13 protein-coding genes are annotated in these 18,226 nt (G+C 41.9%); 10 read left to right on the top strand and 3 right to left on the bottom strand.

What is annotated here, in order from left to right; all coding sequences use genetic code 11:
- Positions 1-2 precede the first annotated feature (2 nt).
- Entirely contained in the window at positions 3-1,577 is a 1,575-nt protein-coding gene (gene ilvA / locus P3L56_RS19930; RefSeq protein WP_042845906.1) for a threonine ammonia-lyase, biosynthetic, read from the top strand.
- On the opposite strand, the gene ilvY is transcribed toward ilvA, so the two are convergent.
- On the bottom strand, positions 1,569-2,465 hold the full coding sequence (ilvY, locus tag P3L56_RS19925; protein WP_042845904.1) for an HTH-type transcriptional activator IlvY: 897 nt from the start codon (positions 2,463-2,465) through the stop codon (positions 1,569-1,571). The two genes, ilvA and ilvY, sit on opposite strands and share 9 nt — an antisense overlap.
- Positions 2,466-2,639: 174 nt before the next feature.
- Here ilvY and ilvC point away from each other — a divergent pair, with 174 nt between their 5' ends.
- Positions 2,640-4,112, top strand: coding sequence for a ketol-acid reductoisomerase (ilvC, locus tag P3L56_RS19920; RefSeq protein WP_129466659.1), 1,473 nt, complete (start codon positions 2,640-2,642; stop codon positions 4,110-4,112).
- A gap of 458 nt (positions 4,113-4,570) precedes the next feature.
- Positions 4,571-6,604, top strand: a complete 2,034-nt coding sequence (gene rep, locus P3L56_RS19915; protein ID WP_042845901.1) for a DNA helicase Rep — start codon at positions 4,571-4,573, stop codon at positions 6,602-6,604.
- A 41-nt stretch (positions 6,605-6,645) separates the two neighbouring features.
- On the opposite strand, the gene gppA is transcribed toward rep, so the two are convergent.
- Complete coding sequence (gene gppA, locus P3L56_RS19910) at positions 6,646-8,148, bottom strand: guanosine-5'-triphosphate,3'-diphosphate diphosphatase (RefSeq protein ID WP_129466658.1); 1,503 nt, start codon at positions 8,146-8,148, stop codon at positions 6,646-6,648.
- 11 nt (positions 8,149-8,159) lie between these two features.
- On the bottom strand, positions 8,160-9,446 hold the full coding sequence (gene rhlB / locus P3L56_RS19905; RefSeq protein ID WP_042845897.1) for an ATP-dependent RNA helicase RhlB: 1,287 nt from the start codon (positions 9,444-9,446) through the stop codon (positions 8,160-8,162).
- 117 nt (positions 9,447-9,563) lie between these two features.
- Here rhlB and trxA point away from each other — a divergent pair, with 117 nt between their 5' ends.
- The 7 genes from trxA to rffG all read left to right on the top strand — a co-directional run bounded on the left by trxA (position 9,564) and on the right by rffG (position 18,226).
- On the top strand, positions 9,564-9,890 hold the full coding sequence (gene trxA, locus P3L56_RS19900; protein WP_042845895.1) for a thioredoxin TrxA: 327 nt from the start codon (positions 9,564-9,566) through the stop codon (positions 9,888-9,890).
- A 722-nt stretch (positions 9,891-10,612) separates the two neighbouring features.
- A complete protein-coding gene (rho, locus tag P3L56_RS19895; protein WP_042845893.1) occupies positions 10,613-11,872 on the top strand; it encodes a transcription termination factor Rho in 1,260 nt (419 codons plus the stop codon).
- A gap of 628 nt (positions 11,873-12,500) precedes the next feature.
- Positions 12,501-13,586: a UDP-N-acetylglucosamine--undecaprenyl-phosphate N-acetylglucosaminephosphotransferase gene (wecA, locus tag P3L56_RS19890; RefSeq protein ID WP_042845892.1), complete on the top strand. Its 1,086-nt coding sequence runs from the start codon at positions 12,501-12,503 to the stop codon at positions 13,584-13,586.
- A 29-nt stretch (positions 13,587-13,615) separates the two neighbouring features.
- A complete protein-coding gene (gene wzzE / locus P3L56_RS19885) occupies positions 13,616-14,674 on the top strand; it encodes an ECA polysaccharide chain length modulation protein (protein WP_042845890.1) in 1,059 nt (352 codons plus the stop codon).
- Between the two features lie 98 nt (positions 14,675-14,772).
- Positions 14,773-15,903 (top strand): non-hydrolyzing UDP-N-acetylglucosamine 2-epimerase, encoded by a 1,131-nt coding sequence (gene wecB / locus P3L56_RS19880; RefSeq protein WP_048605856.1) that lies wholly within the window; start codon positions 14,773-14,775, stop codon positions 15,901-15,903.
- A complete protein-coding gene (gene wecC, locus P3L56_RS19875; protein ID WP_042845888.1) occupies positions 15,900-17,162 on the top strand; it encodes a UDP-N-acetyl-D-mannosamine dehydrogenase in 1,263 nt (420 codons plus the stop codon). Before wecB ends, wecC begins: the two co-directional genes overlap by 4 nt.
- On the top strand, positions 17,159-18,226 hold the full coding sequence (gene rffG, locus P3L56_RS19870; RefSeq protein WP_210788863.1) for a dTDP-glucose 4,6-dehydratase: 1,068 nt from the start codon (positions 17,159-17,161) through the stop codon (positions 18,224-18,226). The genes wecC and rffG overlap by 4 nt, the downstream gene beginning before the upstream one ends.

Genomic DNA, 18,226 nt, shown 5'->3' with positions numbered 1-18,226 from the left:
TTGTGGCTGCAGCAAAACCCTTACCCGCAACTCCAACTGGAGCGGATTACTTAAAAGCGGCGCTAAGTGCGCCGGTTTATGAAGCTGCGCAAGTTACGCCTCTTCAGCAAATGGATAAAATATCTTCGCGTTTAGGTAATACAATTTTAGTGAAACGTGAAGATAGACAACCCGTGCATAGCTTTAAGCTACGTGGTGCGTATGCCATGATCGCTAGCCTAACAGAAGAACAAAAAGCTAAAGGGGTAGTGACTGCTTCAGCAGGAAACCACGCCCAAGGTGTTGCATTATCAGCAAACCGTGTTGGTGTAAAAGCAAAAATTGTTATGCCTGTGGCAACGGCAGATATCAAAGTTGATGCAGTGCGCAGTTTTGGCGGTGAGGCTATTTTGCACGGTGCTAATTTTGATGAAGCCAAAGCTAAAGCTATTGCGATGGCGCAAGAAGAGGGTTATACCTTCGTCCCGCCTTTTGACCACCCTTCTGTGATTGCAGGCCAAGCGACCATTGCTCTGGAATTATTACAACAAGACGCGCACTTAGACCGTATTTTTATTCCTGTCGGTGGTGGTGGTTTGATTGCTGGTGTTGCTGTTTTAATCAAACAGTTGATGCCAGAAATTAAAATTATTGGTGTTGAATCGGAAGATGCTGCTTGCTTAAAAGCGGCATTGGAAGCTGGTCATCCTGTTGATTTACCTCGCGTTGGGTTATTCGCTGAGGGAGTTGCAGTAAAGCGTATTGGTGATGAAACTTTTAGGCTGTGCCAACAATATGTTGATGACGTCATAACTGTTGATAGTGATTCTATTTGCGCAGCCCTTAAAGATATTTTCGAAGATGTCCGCGCAATCGCAGAGCCTTCAGGCGCATTGGCTTTAGCTGGGTTGAAAAAGTATGTTCAGCAGCACAATATCAAAGGTGAGCGATTAGCGCATATTCTTTCTGGCGCGAATATGAATTTCCATGGCCTTCGTTATGTTTCTGAACGCTGCGAAATTGGTGAGCAACGCGAAGCCTTGTTAGCGGTGACTATCCCTGAGCAAAAAGGCAGTTTTTTACGTTTTTGTCAGTTACTCGGCCATCGGTCAATTACTGAGTTTAATTATCGCTATACGGATGCCGACCCAGAACGTGCTTGTATCTTCGTTGGGGTGCGTTTAAGCGGCCGTGAAGGGGAACGTGGTGAGATTATCCAAGAACTCAGAAATAATGGTTATGAAGTCGATGACTTATCTGATGATGAAATGGCAAAACTACACGTACGCTACATGATTGGTGGTCGTCCTTCTAAGCCACTAGATGAACGCTTATACAGTTTTGAGTTCCCTGAGTCTCCGGGGGCATTATTGAAGTTCTTAGAAACACTCGGAACATATTGGAACATAACGCTATTTCATTATCGTAGCCATGGTACGGACTACGGGCGTGTACTTGCCGCATTCGAACTTTCTGGGCCAGAAGTGCGCTTTGACCGGCACCTTGATGCGCTAGGTTATGAATATCATGATGAAACTGGAAATCCGTCTTTCCGCTTTTTCCTAGCGCCACAAGATAACCAAAAAGTTTTAGATTGATTGGTCTGGGAGCAGTTCCCAAAAGGCTTTAATCAATGGCTCGCTAAGGCGTTTGCTTAATAAACAGACGCCGAGCTCGAATGGTTCGACCATCGAGATATTATCGAGCTGTGAAATACGGCTACGGACTGGTTCAGGGCTGTTGTCGACAACCACACTGGGGATTAGGGCGATACCACAACCGAGAGCCACCATTGACACTATTGCTTCATGGCCAGAGACAGTTGCATAAATAACTGGGTTGTTTATGTTGTGGCGACGAAACCAGAGTTCAATACGTTTACGAGATGGCCCATGCTCGGGCAAGATAAACGGTACTGTTGACCAATCAGGTTCGGCTTCGGTTACCATCGTTCGTACGGCACATGGCAGTGATGGCGCAATCAATACCAGTGGGATTTCACCAATTTTAGTGAATCGGACGTTGTCAGGTAAGCGCTCTGGTTTCCCTGCAATACCAAGGTCGGCTTCATTTGTTTCGACCTTTTCGACTGCATCAGCGGCATCACCTGTTGTGAGTTTTATTTCCACTAGAGGGTGCAATGCTCGGAATTTATCGAGCACTTGAGGTAAGTGGCTATAAGCCGCGGTAACAGAACAAAATAGACGTAGTTCTCCACTCAGCGAGGGGCTTTGTTGGTTAAGGGCATGTCGAAGTTGTTGGTATTGCAATAATGTTTGTTGAGCAAACTGTTTCAGGTGCTCACCAGCCTGAGTTAGCTTTACGGAACGGTTATCCCTTACAAACAATGGATGGCCAAGCTGCTCTTCTAGGCGCTGTATTTGCCTAGAGAGAGTTGATGGGCTGACATGCATCGCTTTAGAGGTGCGCCCGAAATGTAAGCTCTCCGCCAAATGTAAAAATAGCTTTAAATCACGGATATCCATTTTGCCCTCGATGAAGTAATTAATGGTGTTGCAAATATCGCAACATTGTATTGTTAATATATCAATTTAAGCAATGCAAAACATCGCATATAGTAAATCCATAACCGCTCAAAATGAGCGACAGGCAAATAACTGCCTGACATAACGAACACAACAGAACAATGGAGTATGACAATGGCGAATTATTTTAATACATTGAATTTGCGTGAGCAGTTGGCTCAATTAGGCAAGTGTCGCTTTATGAAGCGCGAAGAATTTGCAGACGAAGCAGGTTATCTGAAAGGTAAAAAAATCGTCATCGTCGGTTGTGGTGCTCAAGGTCTGAACCAAGGCCTGAATATGCGTGATTCTGGTTTAGATATTGCTTATGCATTGCGCGCTGAAGCGATCAGTGAAAAGCGTGCTTCATGGCGTAAAGCAACGGAAAACGGCTTTAAAGTTGGGACTTATGAAGAACTTATCCCAACAGCAGATTTAGTTATTAACTTAACGCCAGACAAACAGCACTCTACTGTTGTTCGTGCTGTTCAGCCTATGATGAAACAAGGTGCGGCTCTGGGCTACTCTCACGGCTTTAACATTGTTGAAGTAGGTGAAGAGATCCGTAAAGATATTACTGTTGTGATGGTTGCTCCAAAATGCCCAGGTACAGAAGTTCGCGAAGAATACAAGCGTGGTTTCGGTGTTCCGACATTGATCGCTGTTCACCCAGAGAATGACCCTAAAGGTGAAGGTATGGCCATTGCTAAAGCATGGGCGGCAGCAACAGGTGGTCATCGTGCAGGGGTACTGGAATCTTCATTTGTTGCCGAAGTTAAATCTGACCTGATGGGCGAACAAACTATCCTGTGTGGTATGTTGCAAGCCGGTGCGTTATTAAGTTATGACAAAATGGTTGCAGATGGCGTAGAGCCGGGTTATGCAGGTAAATTGATTCAATTTGGTTGGGAAACTATCACTGAAGCGCTGAAGCAAGGTGGTATCACGTTGATGATGGACCGTTTATCGAATCCAGCAAAAGTACGTGCGTATGCATTATCTGAGCAACTGAAAACCATTATGGCGCCATTGTTCCAAAAGCATATGGATGACATTATTTCAGGTAAATTCTCATCAGATATGATGGCAGACTGGGCAAATGATGATAAAAACTTGCTGACATGGCGTGAAGAGACCGGCAAAACACCATTTGAAAACTACCCTGAGTATGAAGGTAAAATTGCTGAGCAAGAATATTTTGACCATGGAGTTCTGTTAGTCGCGATGGTTAAAGCAGGCGTTGAGTTAGCATTTGATACGATGTTAGAAGCAGGTATCTATGAAGAATCAGCCTATTATGAGTCGCTGCATGAGTTGCCGTTGATTGCCAATACTATCGCACGTAAGCGTCTGTATGAAATGAACGTTGTTATTTCAGATACTGCAGAGTACGGTAACTATTTATTCTCATTTGCGGTTGTTCCAATGCTAAAAGATTTTATGACTAAATTGCAAGCAGGGGATTTAGCAAAACCAGTTGCTGATAATGGAACTGATAACGCGCAGTTACGTGATATCAATGAAGCAATCCGTAATCATCCTATTGAGAAAATCGGTAAGACATTACGTGGTTATATGACGGATATGAAGAAGATTGCGGTCGGCTAACTCATTTTTCGTTACTCTTCGCGTGATAGGCGCGTTGGCAGCACTCGGTTACCCAAGTCACATACTTAATATATGCTCCTTGGGATAACCTAATTTTTCGTCACTCTTCGCGTAATAGGCGCGTTGGCAGCACTCGGTTACCCAAGTCACATACTTAATATATGCTCCTTGGGATAACCTAATTTTTCGTCACTCTTCGCGTGATAGGTGCGTTGGCAGCACTCGGTTACCCAAGTCACATACTAATGTATGCTCCTTGGGCTAACCTCCTTTGCCGCCTTCCTCTAACACGAATAGTTTAGAAAAATGCATTATTGATATAACCACATTGTTCTAGTGAATAGTGTGGTTTTTTTGTTTTTTATAAATAGACGGGATCGTTGCTCAAGAGTTGGTTGGGTTTCTGCTACAATCTGTAGCGAGTTCCATTTTGAATAACTAGGTGATGTAGAAAAACCATGCGATTAAACCCAGGCCAGCAACAGGCAGTTGAATTTGTCGATGGTCCTTGCCTTGTATTGGCAGGGGCAGGATCAGGCAAAACACGTGTTATTACGAATAAAATTGCGCATTTAATTCGCCAGTGTGGCTATCAACCTCGGCAAATTGCAGCGGTGACTTTTACCAATAAAGCGGCTCGCGAAATGAAAGAGCGTGTTGCTCAAACATTAGGGAAAAAAGAAGCCCGTGGTTTGATCATTTCTACCTTTCATACATTAGGACTAGAAATTATTAAACGTGAATATAAGGCATTGGGTATTAAAGCCAATTTTTCATTGTTTGATGACCAAGACCAGCTAGCACTACTTAAAGAGCTGACTTTTGATTTGCTTGAAGAAGATAAGGATCTTTTACAACAGCTGATCTCTTCGATCTCTAATTGGAAAAATGATCTTCTTTCACCAGAAAAGGTGGTGGGGCAGGCTCGTAGTGAGAAAGAGCATCATTTTGCCGAGTGTTATCGCCGCTATGAGTTACATTTAAAAAGCTGTAATGTGCTGGATTTTGATGACCTTATCAGCAAACCCACTTTGTTGTTATATCATAATGAAGAAGTGCGTGAACGCTGGCAGCAAAAAATCCGTTACTTGCTGGTGGATGAGTATCAAGATACCAATACGAGTCAATATCAACTTGTTAAATTACTCGTAGGAAAGCGAGCAAGGTTTACCGTTGTGGGGGATGATGACCAATCAATCTACTCATGGCGTGGTGCTCGCCCACAAAACCTTGTTTTACTTAGCCAAGATTTCCCTAAGTTGAATGTCATTAAACTTGAGCAAAATTACCGTTCTTCTGAGCGAATTTTGAAAGCTGCGAATATTTTAATTGCGAATAACCCCCATGTGTTTGAGAAAAAGTTATTCTCTGAATTAGGATATGGCGCACCATTAAAAGTCTTAACTGCCAATAATGAAGACCATGAAGCGGAAAAAGTTATTGGGGAACTGATTGCTCATCATTTTATCAATAAAACAGAATATAAAGATTACGCTATTTTGTATCGTGGTAATCACCAATCACGTATTTTCGAAAAAATGTTGATGCAAAACCGCATCCCATATCGTATTTCCGGCGGGACATCATTCTTTTCACGCCCTGAAATCAAAGACTTATTAGCTTATTTGCGAGTACTAACTAACCCTGAGGATGATAGTGCATTTTTACGTATAGTGAATACACCGCGTCGGGAGATTGGCCCCAAGACAATTCAAAAACTAGGCGAATGGGCGAACCAACGAGGTAAAAGCTTATATCAAGCTAGCTTTGATTTGGGGCTAGAGCAAACACTAAAAGGTAAAGGCTTAGAAGCATTACAACGATTTACACATTGGATGGATGGAATTGTACAAACTTCGCAAAGAGAGCCTTTGATTGCTGTACGTGATTTATTGCGAGAAATGGATTACGAAAGCTGGTTATATGAAACATCCACGAGTACTAAAGCGGCTGAAATGCGAATGAAAAACGTCAACCAATTGTTCACATGGATGAGTGAAATGGTTGAAGGCGATGAACTTAATGACCCAATGACTTTGAGCCAAGTGGTAACACGTTTTACGCTACGTGACATGATGGAGCGTGGAGAAGACGATGAAGAATCCGATCAAGTTCAGCTTATGACATTGCATGCATCTAAAGGTCTTGAATTTCCATATGTTTTTCTTGTTGGTATGGAAGAGGGGTTACTGCCACATCAAAGTAGTATCGATGAAAATAATATTGATGAAGAGCGCCGTTTGGCTTATGTAGGGATCACTCGAGCACAAAAAGAGCTGTTTTTTTCTCATTGTCGTGAGCGTCGGCAATATGGCGAATTAATCCGCCCTGAACTGAGCCGATTTTTACTTGAGTTACCTCAGGATGATGTGTTGTGGGAGCAGGAACGCAAAGTGGTTAGTGCGCAGGAGCGTATGCAAAAAGGGCAATCGGCATTAGCAGATATTAAAGCGCGCTTAGGGTTAAATAAGAAAACAGAGAATAACAATTAATTAGGTTCCACACTAGGTTTCCCCTAGTGTGGAAAGAACTCTCAATTTGAACTATTACGTTCTTCTAGCTCTAATAGCCAATTTACATAACCTTGCCATTGGACTTCTTGCTGTAAATTTTCTGCGCGCAAAGGGTGCTCTGCTAACCAACGATAAGGCAGCATAATTGTTAACCCATTAGCATCCGTATTGAGTCTCAAAGCTGGTAATGTATCATCACGTCTACGGCTAGAAAAAATAATGGCTAGCCGCAGTAAACGGCATAAATAGTATGCCTGCTGTATGGGTAATGCATTTTGTTGGCTCAAAGATGCTAAGTCGACAGGGCCTTGTTGGTTTCTTAATAGTGCTGCGAGTAACCGTTTTTGCGCAGGGGTAAAACCGGGCAAATCAAGGTGTGTTATTAGATAGCTGGCGTGTTCAGGGCTTTTACGGAAATCAACGCTGAGGCCTATTTCGTGTAAAGCACAAGCACTTGATAATAAATCACGACAACGAGTATCTAACCCCCAATTTTTTGCCACTTGTAGGAAAAAGTACTCCGCAAGTTGACGAACTCGACTCGCTTGCTCAATGTCAACTTGGAAGCGACGTTGAATATTACGAACAGTACGGGCTCGAATATCTTGCTCGATAGGTAATTGCAACATACCGTAGACGAGCCCTTCTCGAAGAGCGCCCCCAGCTAGTGTCATGTTATCAATCCCCAAAGCTTCGAAAATTGCGATTAGAATCGATAATCCACTTGGAAAAACAAGGGCTCGCTCAAAGGTTAAACCCTCAATTTCAAGTTCTTCAAGTTTTTGGCATTGAATTGCTTTACGCTTAAGCTGTTGTAACTTTGAGAGGGTGATTAATTCATCCATGCCTTGAGCAATCATAATTTCTTGAATTGCTTGGACTGTTCCTGATGCTCCAACACAAATTTTCCATCCATGGGTTTTTAAGGCGTCAGCAATTGGGGCGATGACTTCTTGTGCAGCGGTTTGGGCTGCAGAAAAATTTTCTTCTGTTAAACTTCGGTCGCTAAAATAGCGTTCAAGCCAAGTAACACAGCCCATTTCAAGGCTATAAAGTTGCTCCGCTTTAGCACCAGTCCCTGTGACTAGCTCAGTGCTGCCCCCGCCAATATCAACGACTAAACGTTGATCAGGGCCGCCTGTCGTATGTGCGACACCTTGGTAAATTAGGCGAGCTTCTTCTTCTCCTTGAATAACTTTAACGGGGTTTCCTAGGATATTACTGGCTTTCTCGATAAATAGGTCAGCATTTTTAGCTAAGCGTAATGTCGCTGTGGCGACGACTCGAATTTGCGTGTTCGGAATATCTTGTAGGTGTTCCGAAAATAGGCGCAGACACTGCCAGCCTCGTTCCATCGCTTGTTCAGAAAGAAGGTTGTTTTTATCTAACCCAGCCGCAAGCCGAACTTTGCGTTTAACCCTAGAAATAACCTGAATGCTGCCAGCAGTTTCGCGCACTACTAGCATATGAAAACTGTTTGAACCCAAATCGATGGCAGCATAAAGAGAAGAAGATTTCAGCATATCGTTTTTACTCAGCCTGGACGTTTATGGTTATTACGTGGGCCATTGTGGCGACGCGGCGAATTTGAATTGCGGCGAGGGCCCCCAGGGCGAGGACGATGACGGCGTTTTGGTGCCGGTAAATCATCCAATAGTGCTTCGCTATTATATTTACTCACAGGGATTGAGTGTTGAATATACTCTTCGATAGCCGGTAAGTTGAGTGCATATTCTTCACACGCGAGGCTGATTGAGCAACCACTTTCGCCAGCACGGCCAGTACGACCAATTCGGTGAACATAATCTTCACAATCGTCAGGTAAATCATAGTTAAAAACATGAGTTACAGATGGAATATGTAAACCCCGAGCAGCCACGTCAGTTGCGACGAGAATATCAAGGCTACCTTGTGTGAATTGCTCTAAAATACGTAGGCGTTTTTTCTGTGCGACATCCCCAGTAAGTAGCCCCACTCGGTGACCATCTGCAGCTAAATGAGCCCAAATATCATCACAACGATGCTTTGTATTAGCGAAAATGATACAACGTTCCGGCCATTCCTCTTCAAGTAAGGTTTGGAGTAAACGCATTTTTTCTTCATTAGAAGGGTAAAATAACTCTTCTTTGATACGATGACCTGTTTTTTGCAAAGGTTCTACCTCAACATATTCAGGGTTATTCATTTGTTCAAATGCTAATTCTTTGACGCGGTAAGATAGTGTTGCGGAGAACAGCAGGTTAAGCCTTTCTGTTGCAGCCGGAATACGGCGAAATAGCCAACGAATATCTTTAATAAACCCAAGGTCATACATGCGATCAGCTTCATCGAGAACAATGACTTGGATTGCGCTTAAATCGACGTAGTTTTGTTTGGCATAGTCGATAAGACGACCCGTTGTGCCAATTAAAATATCGACGCCATTTTGTAGAACTTTTAATTGTTCATCATAACCATCACCACCATAGGCTAGGCCCATTTTCAGGCCAGTATATTCAGCAAGCTCTTTAGCATCTGAGTATATCTGAACTGCCAGTTCACGAGTTGGTGCCATAATTAGCGCGCGAGGCTGGTTAGTTTTTTTCCCCTCAATAGCGGGATGAGTTAATAAATAATGAAATGTAGACGTTAAAAATGCTAACGTTTTACCTGTACCAGTTTGCGCTTGACCCGCTACGTCTTTGCCTTCGACAGTAAAAGGCAAAGTGGACGCCTGAATTGGCGTGCAATAATCGAAGCCTTTTTTATTAAGAGCTTCAATGACTTTAGGGTGCAATGCGAAGTCGGAAAACTTCTTTTCTGTCAAGTGTGCTTTACTCATAGTATGTTAGAATATCAGTTAACGGTTGGTTTACGAAAGTGTATCTTTTGAAATAAAGCATACTGCTGCCAATAATGTTACACTAAGTCTGCAAAAGATGAATTTTTGGAGTACAACATGAGCGATAAAATTATACATATAACTGATGCAAGTTTTGCAACTGAAGTTTTGAACGCAAGTTCACCTGTTCTCGTCGATTTCTGGGCAGCATGGTGTGGTCCTTGTAAAATGATCGCGCCTATTCTTGATGAAATTGCTGATGAATATACAGGCAAATTGACCATCGCAAAACTGAATATTGATGAAAACCCGGCTACCGCCCCAAAATATGGAATTCGTGGTATCCCGACACTTCTTTTATTCAAAAATGGTGAAGTTGCTGCAACCAAAGTGGGCGCATTATCAAAAACGCAACTGAAAGAATTTCTAGACGGAAATCTGTAAGTTATCGTTATATACAAGCCAAAACGTTTAGCGGTATATCTATTTTATCTAGAGAGCCGCTAGACGTCTTCACTTAAGCATGATAAGTTATCATTATTCCTCGTATAGCACCCATATGAATTACTTTGTATTCCATTGCTCTTATCTTATATATCTAGTTTGTTAGTTCTGTATTGTGATAATTGTTTCGTAATAATTGTTAATGATCAAAAACTGATGACACAATGATTTTAAATATGAAAATTGAGAATTTAGACGTTGAGTTCAAGCTACTGCTGCATTCAATATCATTTATTCCAATGTGTTTTTCATCTTAGTTAAAGATAGTGCATAAGCTACAGTAATGTAATCTAATGTTATTAGATCTTAGGGGATAGTAACAAACTGGGAAAAGTTAACGTTCAGTTCAAATGTGTTATTTAATGCGGTTCTGGCGTTAAATTTGCGATATTGGGATAGATGTTGTCCTAAATGTACAAAAAACTATTGCTAATGTTGTGTGTGTTTCTAATAATATACCGAACATCTTTCAGGTGAATCGTAGTCACATGTTAGAAAAATCATTAGTAATGACTAGCAAAAATTTTTATGCATTGTTGTGAGCGTATGATGAATCCGTTACCAACAGGGCTGTATAAAGTTAAACTGGCACTTAGTTATTAAGTTGCCGTCAATTTACGTTCATAGTTCGAGAATTACCCCGAGTTAAAGAACCCACCATTATGAATCTTACCGAATTAAAAAATACGCCAGTATCAGAATTGATTACGTTAGGCGAAAACATGGGGCTAGAGAACTTAGCCCGTATGAGAAAGCAGGATATTATTTTCTCTATTTTGAAGCAGCATGCAAAAAGTGGAGAAGATATTTTCGGCGACGGCGTACTGGAAATATTGCAGGATGGATTTGGTTTCCTCCGTTCAGCTGATAGTTCTTACCTCGCAGGTCCTGATGATATCTACGTTTCTCCTAGCCAAATCCGCCGTTTTAACCTACGTACAGGTGACACAATTTCAGGAAAAATTCGTCCTCCTAAAGAAGGTGAACGCTATTTTGCCCTCCTGAAAGTCAACGAAGTTAACTTCGACAAACCTGAAAATGCCCGCAGTAAAATCCTTTTTGAAAACTTAACACCATTACATGCCAATAGTCGTCTGCGTATGGAACGCGGTAACGGTTCTACGGAAGATTTAACTGCGCGTGTACTGGATTTAGCTGCACCAATCGGTCGTGGGCAACGTGGTTTGATCGTGGCTCCACCTAAAGCAGGTAAAACAATGTTACTGCAAAATATTGCAGCAAATATTGCACATAACCACCCTGATTGCGTTCTGATGGTACTGCTTATTGATGAGCGTCCAGAGGAAGTGACAGAGATGCAGCGTTTAGTTAAAGGTGAAGTTATTGCTTCGACTTTTGATGAGCCAGCTGCACGTCACGTTCAAGTTGCTGAAATGGTGATTGAAAAAGCTAAACGTCTGGTTGAACATAAAAAAGACGTTATTATCTTACTTGATTCCATTACGCGTCTTGCTCGTGCATATAACACCGTCGTTCCTTCATCCGGTAAAGTATTAACCGGTGGGGTTGATGCCAACGCATTACATCGCCCAAAACGCTTTTTTGGTGCTGCTCGTAACGTTGAGGAAGGTGGAAGCCTAACAATCATTGCGACTGCGTTAGTCGATACCGGCTCTAAAATGGATGAAGTTATCTATGAAGAGTTTAAAGGTACAGGTAACATGGAATTGCATCTTTCTCGTAAGATTGCAGAAAAACGTGTATTCCCTGCTATCGATTACAACCGCTCTGGTACCCGTAAAGAAGAGTTGCTGACGTCGCAAGATGAGCTACAAAAAATGTGGATCTTACGTAAGATTATTCATCCTATGGGTGAAATCGATGCGATGGAGTTCCTCATTAGTAAACTCGCAATGACTAAAACAAATGAAGAGTTTTTTGACTTCATGAAAAGAGCATAGCAGCTAAGATTTTCAAATCTTATAAATAGGTGCCATTATTGGCACCTATTTTTTTGCACCCATATCTTTGCTGAATACAAAAAATGAAGTTATAAAATAAGCTATAAATGATATTTATTGTTGTATGGTGTTAGTTTAGATAAATTAACCCTATGTTTTATTTCTTTATTTACACGCTGTATTAGTTAAACAAGTGTATATTCTCTACGCTACAATAATTAAAGACATACAAAACAATGGGTTTCTTTTAGTCCATTGAATTTAAAGAAATTAATTGGTTTTATATATTTTTGTGATTGAAATTAAATTTATTTAGGGCGTTTTATTATTTAATCTTTAAATGATTATTTAATGGTCAATTGATTAACTCTATTTTAGCGTATTGATTTTATGGCATGCATATTGCAGCTATAAAGTATAAACTTGGAAATGTTTCGTTATCGAATTAAAAACACACGTGTAGTGTGTATATTGATAATGTTATAGGAGTCTTTGTACGAATGAAGATTCGTCTTATAGCGGATTTTATTGCCAAGATGATAATGCATTGGCGCTTGCTTACTTATCGGCATTCACCAAAAAAAATTTAGTTTTGAAAGTTAAATATAAAGATTAAGAGAGTCGAACAGTGGACACCATACACTTTGTAACTAACCTCTTCTACGTTTTCTTGTTTTCGTTAGCCTTTATTTTTCTGGCCCGAGTTGTTGCGATAAAAATCGGGTTAGTTGATAAGCCTAACTTCAGGAAAAAGCACGTAGGATTAGTTCCTCTTGTTGGGGGAATTTCCGTTTTCTTTGGGATCTGTTTTGCGTTTTATATAACTGAAGAGTATATACCTCATAAATGGCTGTATATCAGTTGTGCAGGTTTATTGGTCTTTATCGGTGCGCTAGATGATAGGTTTGATATCAGTGTAAAATTAAGGGCAGGGATCCAAGCTATTGTTGCGGTTGTTATGATGACAGCAGCAGGGCTAAAACTTGAATCATTAGGCCATGCATTTGGGCCATGGGAACTCGTTCTTGGTCCATTTGGTTATATTGTCACTCTCTTTGCCGTATGGGCTGCAATCAATGCATTTAACATGGTTGATGGTATTGATGGGTTACTTGGGGGGTTATCTTCGGTTTCCTTTGGGGCACTCGGCTTTTTACTTTATCAAAATGGTAATTTTGCATTAGCCTTTTGGTGTTTTGCCTTTATTGCAGCTATCCTTCCTTATATTCTGTTAAATTTAGGCGTATTAGGGCGTCGTTTTAAAGTATTTATGGGGGATGCAGGAAGTACTTTGATCGGTTTCACCATTATTTGGATCTTAGTCGCTTCAACTCAGGAAGAAGTTCACCCTATTAACCCAGTAACAGCTTTATGGATTATTGCGATCCCATTAATGGATATGGTTGCCATTATGTATCGCCGAATTCGTAAAGGTATGAGTCCATTCTCACCAGACCGCCAACATATTCATCATTTGATTATGCGTTCCGGTTTCACGCCAAAAGGTGCATTTGTATTGATTACTTTATCTGCAGCTATCTTGGCATGTATCGGAATTATTGGCGAAAGGTTAACATTTGTACCAGAGTGGGTAATGTTGGCATTATTTTTGCTTGTATTTATGATGTATGGTTATTGCATCAAACGAGCTTGGAAAGTCGCCCGTTTTATTAAACGAGTTAGACGTAGAGTCCGTCGAGGTGCAGTACGGTAACGACAAAACGAAAATAGAGGTTCTGTGCAGTGAATAACTCAGAAACACAACCGAGTCAGCATCAAACACCAATAGAGCCGGAATTGGATATCCGTGGTTTATGCCGCTCATTGTGGCAAGGCAAAATTTGGATCATTGCATTTGCAGTTATTTTTGCTGCAATTGCATTGGGAGCATCTTATTTTATGCAACCCAAGTGGAGCGCAACCGCAATCACGGATTTACCAACTGTAAATAATCTGGGAAGCTATTACTCTCAGCAGCAATTTCTGCGCAACCTCGATTCCCGTATAAATAATACCGGGCAAGAAGGGCAATTACCGACGATCGCAAAAGAAGCGTACCAAGAGTTTACAAAACAACTTGGTTCTTATGATACACGCCGTCAATTTTGGTTGAGTACTGATTACTATAAGCAACGTTTGGAAAATGACCCAAAAGCGGATGCTGCATTATTGGATGAACTCATCAATAATATTGAATTTACTCCCGCCGATGAAATCAAAAACCTAACAGATAGTATTAAGTTAGTGGCTGAAACATCAGCAGATGCGAATCAATTATTGCGCCAGTACACTCAGTTTGCGAATCAACGCGCAACAACGAACCTGAACGATGAAATTAAAGGTACTTGGGCAACTAAAATGCAATCCATGAAAGCCTTAGTTAAGCGTGAAGATATGGTTGCCAACGCGGCTTATGAAAGACGTCTGAATGTCTTAGAACAAGCACTTAAAGTCGCGGAAAAACAAGGTATTGTGCGTAATCAAAGTACAACACCAGTGGATGAACTCCCTGACTCTAAAATGTTCATGTTAGGTGCCCCATTATTACAGGCACAAATTGAAACATTGAAAGCTACAGGTCCTGATCATGATACCGATTATGATCAAAATATTGCCATGTTATCAACATTGAGCGTAGGACCAACTCTCCAAGATAATTTCCAAGCATATCGCTACCTGCGGACTCCTGAAGACCCCGTAAAACGCGATAGTCCTCGTCGAGCCTTTATGATGGTTCTTTGGGGAGCCATAGGGTTGTTAGTTGGTGCCGGAGTGGTACTTGCTCGCCGTCGCCCATCTTGATTTTGGGATATGCCACTGATGTTTTCATCAGTGGCATTATGAAGTCATTAAGATTACAAAAGCAGCACACTGCGAAAGATAAATATAAGAGAGTCACTGTGAAAGTATTGACTGTATTCGGCACACGGCCTGAAGCTATTAAAATGGCACCGTTGGTTCATGCACTTGCTGCGGATGAATTTTTTGAAGCAAAAGTATGTGTCACCGCTCAGCATCGTGAAATGCTAGATCAAGTACTGAAACTGTTTGAGATCACTCCCGATTATGATCTCAATATTATGAAACCTGGGCAAGATTTAACCGATATTACATGCCGTATTCTCGAGGGGTTAAAAGCTGTCTTTGCTGATTTCCAACCTGATGTTGTCTTGGTTCATGGAGATACAGCAACAACGATGGCGACTAGCCTCGCCGCATTTTATCATCGTATCCCAGTCGGGCATGTTGAAGCTGGGTTACGCACTGGTGATCTTTATTCACCGTGGCCTGAAGAAGCAAACCGTAAAATTGCAGGCCATTTGGCCATGTATCATTTTGCTCCAACTGAAAATTCGCGCCAAAATCTATTAAAAGAGTCAATCCCTGATAGCCATATTTTTGTCACGGGTAATACGGTTATTGATGCACTATTGTGGGTGCGCGATAAAGTGATGAGCGACCAGTATATGATGGAAAAATTGGCAGCTAATTATCCATTTATTGACCCAAACAAAAAAATGATTTTAGTTACAGGCCATCGTCGCGAAAGTTTTGGTGGTGGTTTTGAACGTATTTGCCATGCATTAGCAGAGATTGCCCAAGCACACCCAGATGTCCAAGTTGTTTACCCAGTTCACTTGAACCCTAATGTGGGTGAACCAGTTAAACGTATATTGCATGACATTGATAATATTATTTTAATTAGCCCTCAAGAATATTTACCGTTCGTTTACTTGATGAATCATTCCTATTTGATTTTGACGGATTCTGGCGGTATTCAAGAGGAAGCTCCTTCTCTCGGTAAGCCGGTTTTGGTTATGAGAGACACCACAGAACGCCCTGAAGCAGTTGATGCAGGTACAGTTCGCCTTGTGGGGACAGATACACAAAAAATTGTGGAAGAAGTTAATCGGTTACTGACAGATGACGCGGAATATCATGAAATGAGCCGCGCACATAACCCGTATGGGGATGGTCATGCATGTCAGCGTATTCTTGCAGCATTAAAAGGTAATCAGGTGAAATTATGAGTTTTGAAACTATTTCTGTTATTGGCCTTGGTTATATTGGTTTACCGACAGCAGCAGCCTTTGCATCACGTAAAAAGCAAGTGGTTGGTGTAGATGTTAATCAACACGCCGTTGACACCATTAATCAGGGGAAAATCCACATTGTCGAACCTGAGCTGGATGTTGTGGTGAAAAAAGCCGTTGAAGAAGGTCACCTGAAAGCCTTTACTACACCACAGCCTGCCGATGCTTATCTTATTGCTGTGCCAACACCGTTTAAAGGTGAGCATGAGCCTGACCTCACTTATGTTAGGGCTGCGGCAGAGTCGGTCGCTCCAGTGCTGAAAAAAGGCGATTTAGTGATCCTTGAGTCGACATCCCCAGTGGGAACGACTGAGCAAATGGCACAATGGATGGCAGAGGCTCGTCCTGATTTAACTTTCCCTCATCAAGCTGGTGAAGAGGCAGATATCGATGTTGCATATTGCCCTGAGCGTGTATTACCGGGGCAAGTCATGGTCGAATTGATTAAAAACGACCGTGTCGTGGGTGGAATGACGCCAAAATCTTCCCTACGAGCCAGTGAGTTGTATAACATTTTCCTTGAAGGTGAATGTGTTATTACCAACTCTAGAACAGCTGAAATGTGTAAACTAACGGAAAATAGCTTCCGTGATGTTAATATCGCTTTTGCAAACGAATTATCATTGATTTGTGCTGAACAAGATATCAATGTGTGGGAACTAATTAGCCTCGCTAATCGCCACCCTCGCGTTAATATTCTTCAGCCGGGACCGGGTGTTGGAGGGCACTGCATCGCAGTTGACCCATGGTTTATCGTATCGCAAAATCCAAAACAATCCCGCTTAATTCATACGGCGCGCTTGGTCAATGATGGCAAGCCTATTTGGGTAGTTGATCAAGTAAAAGCTGCGGTTGCAGATTGTTTAGTGGAAACGGGTAAAAAAGCCAACGAAGTGACGATTGCGTGCTTCGGTTTATCTTTTAAACCGAATATTGATGACTTACGTGAAAGCCCAGCGATGCACATTACTAAAATGGTGGCGAACTGGAACCCGGGTAAAACCTATGCGGTTGAGCCTCATATCCATGAATTACCAACCTCTTTAAAAGGTATTTCTGAATTAGTATCGATTGAACAAGCCGTTAATGAAGCGGATGTGATCCTCATGTTAGTTGATCACAATATGTTTAAAGGTATTCAAGGTTCAGCTATTCCACAAAAATGGGTTGTTGATACAAAAGGAGTGTGGCGTTGAAACGCATATTAATTACTGGGGGCGCAGGGTTTATCGGTTCTGCGGTTGTTCGTCACATCATTGAGAACACTGGCGACAGTGCGGTCGTGGTTGATTGTTTAACTTATGCTGGCAATTTAGAGTCCTTAGCGGCTGTTGCCAGTCATCCCCGCTATGCTTTTGAGCAAGTGAACATTTGTGATAGAACGGCACTAGACAAAGTATTTGAACAATATCAACCAGATGTAGTCATGCATCTGGCTGCTGAAAGCCATGTTGATCGCTCCATTGATGGCCCTGCTGCATTTATTGAAACCAATATAGTAGGGACTTACACACTGTTAGAAGCCGCGCGTTCCTACTGGTCTGCATTGGATGAAGAAAAAAAAGCTGCATTCCGCTTTCATCATATTTCCACCGATGAAGTGTATGGCGATTTAGAAGGCCCAGAAGGGTTCTTCACTGAAACAACACCTTATGCACCAAGTAGCCCATATTCTGCGTCTAAAGCATCGAGTGACCATTTGGTAAGGGCATGGGAAAGGACTTACGGTTTACCAACCATGATCACTAATTGCTCGAATAATTATGGTCCATATCATTTCCCTGAGAAATTGATCCCATTAATTATTCTCAATGCATTAGCGGGCAAGCCATTACCTGTATACGGTAAGGGGGAGCAAATTCGTGATTGGTTATTTGTTGAGGACCATGCGCGTGCATTGCATTTAGTGGCAACAACAGCTGAACCGGGCACCACTTACAATATCGGCGGGCATAATGAGCGCCGTAATATCGAAGTGGTAGAAGCGATTTGTGAGTTATTGGAAGAGCTACAACCACAGAAACCACAAGGCGTTGCTCACTACCGTGATCTCATTACCTATGTGAAAGATAGGCCGGGCCACGATATGCGTTATGCGATTGATGCTGAAAAAATTGAGAGTGAATTGGGGTGGAAGCCCCAAGAAACATTTGAGTCTGGCATTCGCAAAACCGTGCAGTGGTATTTGAATAACGAAACCTGGTGGCGTCGTGTGCAAGATGGTTCCTATGCCGGCGAGCGCTTAGGTCTTGGCAATTAG

Source organism: Providencia sp. PROV024 (assembly GCF_032709665.1).
GTDB classification, from domain to species: Bacteria; Pseudomonadota; Gammaproteobacteria; order Enterobacterales; family Enterobacteriaceae; genus Providencia; species Providencia huashanensis.
The sequence above is the reverse complement of the archived record's forward strand: the minus strand, read 5'-3'. Positions and strand labels throughout refer to the sequence as shown.

Coding starts and splice junctions, on each gene's coding strand:
- ilvY (WP_042845904.1), bottom strand. CDS start 2,465: ATGGATATCCGTGATTTAAAGCTATTTTTACATTTGGCGGAGAGCTTA.
- ilvC (WP_129466659.1), top strand. CDS start 2,640: ATGGCGAATTATTTTAATACATTGAATTTGCGTGAGCAGTTGGCTCAA.
- rep (WP_042845901.1), top strand. CDS start 4,571: ATGCGATTAAACCCAGGCCAGCAACAGGCAGTTGAATTTGTCGATGGT.
- gppA (WP_129466658.1), bottom strand. CDS start 8,148: ATGCTGAAATCTTCTTCTCTTTATGCTGCCATCGATTTGGGTTCAAAC.
- rhlB (WP_042845897.1), bottom strand. CDS start 9,446: ATGAGTAAAGCACACTTGACAGAAAAGAAGTTTTCCGACTTCGCATTG.
- trxA (WP_042845895.1), top strand. CDS start 9,564: ATGAGCGATAAAATTATACATATAACTGATGCAAGTTTTGCAACTGAA.
- rho (WP_042845893.1), top strand. CDS start 10,613: ATGAATCTTACCGAATTAAAAAATACGCCAGTATCAGAATTGATTACG.
- wecC (WP_042845888.1), top strand. CDS start 15,900: ATGAGTTTTGAAACTATTTCTGTTATTGGCCTTGGTTATATTGGTTTA.